The sequence below is a fragment of the Salipaludibacillus sp. CF4.18 genome (assembly GCF_051262595.1).
Taxonomy (GTDB): Bacteria; Bacillota; Bacilli; order Bacillales; family Salisediminibacteriaceae; genus Salipaludibacillus; species Salipaludibacillus neizhouensis.
This window is the reverse complement of the sequence record NZ_JBIMEV010000008.1, coordinates 124,505-131,256: the sequence shown is the minus strand read 5'-3', so window position 1 is coordinate 131,256 and position 6,752 is coordinate 124,505. Positions and strand designations below refer to the sequence as shown.

Sequence of the window (6,752 nt, the reverse complement as noted above, 5' to 3'; positions counted from 1 at the left end):
TCGGACCCGCCATATTTTACCATAAAGAAGGCTTCTCAAAAGGTCAAACGACCTCTTGAGAAGTCTGTTTTTGTAGATATTGTTGTTTTTGTGAGAAGATTTGAAGAAGCGGAATTCGACATATCCTGTGGGAAGAGCAATTGCTGAAGACCAGAGGTTCCTGGCAGATTGAAGGATTGCCTGCGAAAAGAATCTGCCTTCTAAAAAATAATATAAAATTTTGTTGAATTTTATAATAGGAAACATTTTTGGTTATCCTTTTTCTTTGCTACAATAGAAAAAGTAGCTTAGTTCGAGAGAAAAGAGGAATAGATTCATGACTTCATCGGCAGATTTTTTACTTCAATTGTTTAAATTTATATTTGTTACCTTTCTGGTTTTTGTTGTATCAAGCGTCGTTAATACTTTAATTTCACAACTATTTGGCGGAATGGATTTGTTAACGGAAGGAATCGTTGCAACAACATTTTTCGCTTTACAAACAGCAGCTGTTTTTCTAGTCGTTACTGTATTTTTTCGTAATAAAACACAGCTATCAGGCTGGTTTTTTAGTAAAGATCTAACAGCTTTACCAAAAAAGAAAGTTAAGCAATTATTTATTATCAGTGCAGGTGCAATAATCGGTTCCTACGTTTTACTCCTAGTAAACGCGATGTTAACTTAAATTAAAATTGTATTTATCGTAGCTGCTGAAAAAGTCGACTCTATTACTTTTTCTAGCAGTTTTTTCTAGTTAAGTAGGAAAGTATAGAAGACAGCTATCTTTACGCTATGCGTGTCAAGGGAAACACACCTCCTTTCGAGTAGCACCTACACGCACTACGTAGGTACTAGTGAGTGGCGAAAGCTCACGCTGTATCTAATAAAAGACGGCACTGCAGTTTTTCTTATGTTAGATCGTAGATACTCTCACACACGGCATACTTCTTATAAAGAATTTGATATAATTAACAGATTAGATTGTGGCAACAGGAGGAGTACATCGTGAGAAAGTGGAATTGCTTTTATATTTTATTATTACTAATAATCAGTGGTTGTGGTCAAAATGATGATCCCGCATCCAATTCCGATAATAAGCTAACGGTAGCAGCTGCAGCCGATTTAGTGCCCGCGTTTAATGATATTGGAGAAAAGTTCACCGAAAAGACAGGGACTGAAATAACTTTTTCCTTTCATTCTACGGGGCAATTAGCGGATCAAATAGAGAATGGGGCACCATTCGACGTTTTTGCTGCTGCAAATGTTTCATTTATCGACCGTTTAAGAGAGGCAGGTTTCATTGTTGAGGGGACGCAAGCAACCTATGCCTATGGCAAATTAGGGTTAACTACATTAAAAGATTCTGGTATTAAATTAGATTCATTGGAAGATTTAAAGGCAGAGGAAATTGTAAATATTTCGATTGCAAACCCGGAACACGCCCCTTATGGAATGGCAGCTAAAGAAATTCTTGAGAATGCCGGAGTTTGGGGAGAAGTAAAGGATAAAGTCGTTTATGGACGCAATATTTCCGACGCTTTGGTGCAAGTGGAGACAGGGAACGCAGAGGTTGGTCTAATTGCCCATTCTTTGGCGATGTCTCAAGAGGATACGTTTGACTTTTTATACATAGATGAAGAATTATATGAGCCGCTGGAACAATCAATTGCGATTATAGAAGGATCTGATCAAGAAGAGTTAGCCAAGGTGTTTATGGCCTTCGTGTTGGAAGCCGAAGGAAAAGATATATTAGAATCACACGGTTTTGAAACTCCGGAGGGTGAATAGAATGGGCGATATTAATCTTTTTCCGTTACTTCTCTCGCTAAGAGTATCGATCACGGCGACAATCTTAGCTATTGTGATCGGTATTCCTATTGCCTATTACCTTCATCGGGCGAATGGTAAAATGTCTGATTTTATAGATACACTGATCACGCTTCCGATTGTTTTACCACCAACGGTTCTAGGATATTATTTACTCGTTTTATTGGGCAGAAACAGTCCTGTCGGTCAGTTTCTTGAGAATTACCTTGATATTACAATAGTTTTTACACCCACGGGGGCAGTAATTGCAGCTTTGGTTGTGTCGATTCCATTCATGATTAAATCAGCGAAAACGTCATTCGCAAGTATTGATCAAGATTTAATCCATTCTGCGGCAATTCTTGGCAGACAGAGATTGAATATATTTTTCACCATCATGGTTCCACTGGCATGGCGGGGTATTGTCGCTGGAATTACGCTTACGTTTGCTCGTGCGATGGGAGATTTCGGTGCAACGCTAATGATAGCCGGCAGTATTCCTAATGAAACAATGACCATGCCTATTGCTATTTATGATGCATTGTTGGTGGGAGATCGCACCCTCGCTAACACGCTTGTATTTATCATGACTATCGTGGCTATCACTATTCTTTACGCAATTAATCGATTAGAAAAACGAGTCATACAAGGATGAATGCGCTATGTTAGAAGTATCGTTAAAAAAATCATACTCCCCCTTTCATTTGGATATGTCCTTTGAAGCGGATAAAGGAATTACGAGTATTCTAGGTCCTTCAGGGTGCGGAAAAAGTTTAACGCTCCAAGCACTTGCAGGTATCGCAAAACCTGATGAAGGAAGAATTGTCATGAATGGACAAACTTGGTTTGATAGTCATGAGCGGGTTTTTTGGAAGCCGCAACAACGACAAGTAGGTTTTCTATTTCAAAACTATGCATTATTTCCTCATTTGACTGTTTCTCAAAATATAGCATATGGCTTAAAGGGGTTACCTAAATCAACTATCTCTGAAAGAGTAAATACATGGCTAAAAACAATAAGGTTGGAAGGCTTCGAAAAGAGATATCCTTCTCAGCTTTCTGGAGGCCAGAGTCAACGGGTAGCATTGGCTCGATCGATGATCACGGAGCCGCAATTGCTATTGCTGGATGAACCATTTTCAGCCCTGGATCAACAGATTCGTGGTTCTCTTGAAGAGGATCTATTGAGACTGATCGGGTCTGAGTTTCATGGTGTTGTGCTCTTTGTGACGCACAATATTGAAGAAGCCTATCGGGTAAGCGATAAAATATTATTATTTAATGACGGCAAGGTGATACAGTCTGGCGAACGTCGAGACGTGTTAAGAGTTCCGCAATCAAAAAAAGCAGCGGAGATCGTTGGTTGTGAGAATGTATTTCCGGTGACTTCATCGAAAGAGATCGGTAATGATACGGAAGTTGAGTCAGTAGGTCATTTTCTGCAAGTGAGCCGGACGAAGATAAGTCGGCCGGTATATGTAGGAATTCGCAGCTACGATGTCTTGTTAACGAAAACAAAGGATGCTTCTTTTAACTGCTTGGAAGGAACGGTTGTTCAAATTGTGGAAGGTGTGAATAACTATAGTTTTACAATTAGTACTGAAGGTCTTGAAGTAAAAGTAGAGGATTTTATGAAGGGCAGCAAAACAAATTGGGAACTCGGTGATGACTGTTTCCTGACATTTCCTAAGGATAAATTGATTTGCATGGAAGAGTAAAAATGAGCGATGATCAAAGTGATCATCGCTCATTTTATCATGTGTTTAAGTTTTAGAAAAACTAGTTTTCCTATTCTCCAGTTTCAATTTGCCATGCGCCTTTTCTTCGAGGATCACCGCCACCATACATACTTTGAAGATTTCCATCTTCATCAAGCACGGTGCCTAATCCTTGAATACCACCATAGTATAAGGGCGAACTATGCCCATAAACGGTATAACCCATTTCCTGTAGGTTATTATTCACATCATCTTCCAAGTCTGATTCTACGTTTACTACACCATCTTCGGTGTAAAAACGCGGCATCTCAATGGCATCCTGCAACGTTAATTTATTGTTATCGTCATCCAAGCCATGTTGATATTTCATGATCGTTTGAAAGACCATTGCTGGAATACGTCGTCCCCCTGGTGAACCGATACCAAGGACAGCTTGACCTTTCTCTTCAAAAATCATTGGTGAAACAAATGATCTAGGTCGCTTTCCGGGTTCATAATAATTAGGGGATTCTGGATTACCACTAAAGTTATCCATTTGACTATTAACGAAAAATCCATTCGTATAAAATCCAGAGCCAAAAAATTGGCCAAGGGAATTCGTAGCTGAAACCATTCTGCCTTCCTTATCAATGATGACAAAATGAGTAGTATTTCTAGCATCCTTTTCTTCTCCAGGAGAATCAAACATTTCATCAGTTATTCCTGATGAAGTTTCACTATTACCGGAGTAAATACCTTCCAAGAATCGATCAATTGTTTCCGGACTTGTGAAGTCAGAATGATCAATATTATCGTAATAAGGGTCACCTAATGTATCCAGTCTGCTTGAGTATGCTGTATCAGTAATTTCGGTCATTAGGTGAATATAATTGTGTTCATATTCCTCATAGTTCATAAGATCACCCACTTGTGGTTCTCTATCCGTAATACCATCTTCAGCTAGTTTAGTTCTAAGGTCAGCTATTTCATCTGCGGTTAATACTTTTTCCAAGTCTAACTGATTGGCAATTTGTAAGGCTTGGACCACTACCGTACCGGACGAAGGAGATGGACCGCCGTGGACGATCTGATCACCTATTTCTGCAGAAACCGTTTCGGTTGTCTTAGCTTCGTAGCCGGCTAAATCTTCAGATGTAAACCCAAAGTATCCTAACCCTTGAGCTACCTCTCCTTCATAAAAGCCAGATGCTCCATTCTCTTGTATAAGGGTTAACGTTTCACCTAGTTCTTCTTGTACCAGGATGTCGTTTACCTGGAGTGGTTGGCCGTCTGGATAGTATAACTGCCGAGTTGTACTGTCTTCAATTTGAATATACCGAGTCGAGTTTGCAATTTGCTCCTGTAATACAGCACCTACTTCAAACCCATTTTCTGCAGCGTCTATAGCAGGCTGTAATAATTTTTCCCAGGAAGCCTCTTCATTACCCGATCCCATTTCTTGGTGAAGTTTTTCCATTCCTTTCACTAATCCAGGAATTGCAACCCGGCCATTAGGTGGCGATTGAGCACCACTTTCAGGTGCCGCTTCGCGATAGTCGTAAGTAACTGCGCCATCTTCAGGATCATGAACGAGCATTAAGCCACCGCCGCCAATACCTGAACCATATGGCTCCACAACATTGAGCATAAACGATACAGCAACAGCAGCATCAGCTGCATTACCACCGTTTTCAATGACCTTCATGCCAGCTTCTGCTGCTAAAGGATGGATAGAACTCACACCGTATATTCCAGGACGAGAAGGAGCTTGATCATTATCACTTGTTTCTTCTGCAGGCGATTGGTTAGAAGATGCACCTTGGTTAACATCGACTGAATCGACTTGTCTTTCTTGAAAATCACTGCCGGAATAAGGTTCCCGGAACTGATCGAACTCATCTTCAAAATAAAAGTTCCATGCTATCAAACCAACAAATATAATTACAGCAAGGACGTGGGTACCAACTAAATATTTTTTGTAGTTCATGATGTAATATCCACCCCTTCCAAAATACCAGCTGCATCTAAGTCAATGATGAGTCGTCCATTTTCTGTCTTCCAATGTTCATCTTCAAGCTCTTTTCGTAATGTTCGAAACACCCTCAAATCTCGATAGGGTTTTAGAAACCCTGAAGTTTCCCGAGGTTGTGCTTCCTCAATTCTTAACGGGACAAAAGATAGCTGTTTTGATCCGTCATCTAAGAAATCCAACTGAGCTAATGCAGATTCTTTCGTACGTGACCAACCTTGGTCAAAAACAAAGTTTCCCATACTGTTCATCACAATTGCCTTATGTCCTGCGTCGAGATTACTTTCTACAACAGTTATAGGCTCAAGAACGTGCGAGTGGTGACCGATGATAATATCAGCTCCATAGTTTGTCATATACTGCGCCAATTCTACTTGGCGATCATTATAACTTACTTGGTACTCGTCTCCCCAGTGTGAATGAACAATCATGATATCTGCGCCACCGCCACCTTCTTCTTCAGGTAACTTAGCATTTATTAATCTGTCCTGTAACACAGTGATTTCCTCTTTCGTAAATACACCACCAACATAATCTTTTGCACTAAAGCCTTGAACCATAACATCAGTAAATCCAATAATACCAACACGAGTATTTTCGTTGATATCGAAGTAGGATACATCAGCGGCATCGATGGCACCTGCTTCGGCCTCTTCCTCCGTTATATTTATGGCGTCTCCAATTCCCAGAGTCTTTACAGAAGAGTCTGCAAAGTGTCTTAATGTTTCGCCAAGAGAGAGATCCCCAAAGTCAAGAGCATGGTTATTTGCAAGAGTTACAGAATCAAAACCCGCGGATTCAAGTGCATTTATCGCCCAAGGCTCTGAATAAAGGTGAATGTCTTTGTTGTATAATTCAGCGTCATCCATCGCGGAGGCAACTTCCTCATCTGCTACGTTTAAAATAGGAGATTCAAAATTCCCGGTTACGTAATCAGATTCCTCAAAAAAGGGAGTAACATACTTGAAAACTTGATCGATAGACTCGCCACTTTGAATAGTCGAATCATGAACATGCCTGCCTAGCATCATGTCGCCAACCATAGACATTCGATACTCTACATTTTCTTCACGAGTGTCCTCCGGTATTGCAGCTTCAAAAAACCAATGGTAACCGAAGAAAGGGATGGCTAAAATAACTAATGCAATAACAGAATGAAGAAGCGCTTTTTCACGATGACGAATTGTCCATAATTTATTTTTTTCTTTATTAGTTAATTTTTTTTGCATAGCTTACAACGC

6 protein-coding genes are annotated in these 6,752 nt (G+C 40.1%); 4 read left to right on the top strand and 2 right to left on the bottom strand.

From position 1 onward, the window contains the following. The first annotated feature begins 316 nt into the window (after positions 1-316). From ACHABW_RS07970 to ACHABW_RS07955, 4 genes are all read left to right on the top strand, one after another. Positions 317-664: a hypothetical protein gene (locus ACHABW_RS07970; protein WP_435754828.1), complete on the top strand. Its 348-nt coding sequence runs from the start codon at positions 317-319 to the stop codon at positions 662-664. 320 nt (positions 665-984) lie between these two features. Next, positions 985-1,767, top strand: a complete 783-nt coding sequence (gene modA / locus ACHABW_RS07965) for a molybdate ABC transporter substrate-binding protein (RefSeq protein ID WP_435754827.1) — start codon at positions 985-987, stop codon at positions 1,765-1,767. Position 1,768: 1 nt separating this feature from the next. After that, on the top strand, positions 1,769-2,440 hold the full coding sequence (modB, locus tag ACHABW_RS07960; RefSeq protein ID WP_435754826.1) for a molybdate ABC transporter permease subunit: 672 nt from the start codon (positions 1,769-1,771) through the stop codon (positions 2,438-2,440). Between the two features lie 7 nt (positions 2,441-2,447). Further along, positions 2,448-3,503, top strand: a complete 1,056-nt coding sequence (locus ACHABW_RS07955; RefSeq protein ID WP_435754825.1) for a sulfate/molybdate ABC transporter ATP-binding protein — start codon at positions 2,448-2,450, stop codon at positions 3,501-3,503. Between the two features lie 70 nt (positions 3,504-3,573). Here ACHABW_RS07955 and ACHABW_RS07950 read toward each other — a convergent pair whose 3' ends face one another. Both ACHABW_RS07950 and ACHABW_RS07945 read right to left on the bottom strand, forming a co-directional pair. Then, the gene (locus ACHABW_RS07950) at positions 3,574-5,469 is read right to left on the bottom strand and encodes a gamma-glutamyltransferase family protein (RefSeq protein WP_435754824.1); all 1,896 of its coding nucleotides are present in this window, start codon (positions 5,467-5,469) and stop codon (positions 3,574-3,576) included. Continuing rightward, positions 5,466-6,740, bottom strand: coding sequence for a CapA family protein (locus ACHABW_RS07945; protein ID WP_435754823.1), 1,275 nt, complete (start codon positions 6,738-6,740; stop codon positions 5,466-5,468). Before ACHABW_RS07945 ends, ACHABW_RS07950 begins: the two co-directional genes overlap by 4 nt. Positions 6,741-6,752: the final 12 nt, after the last annotated feature.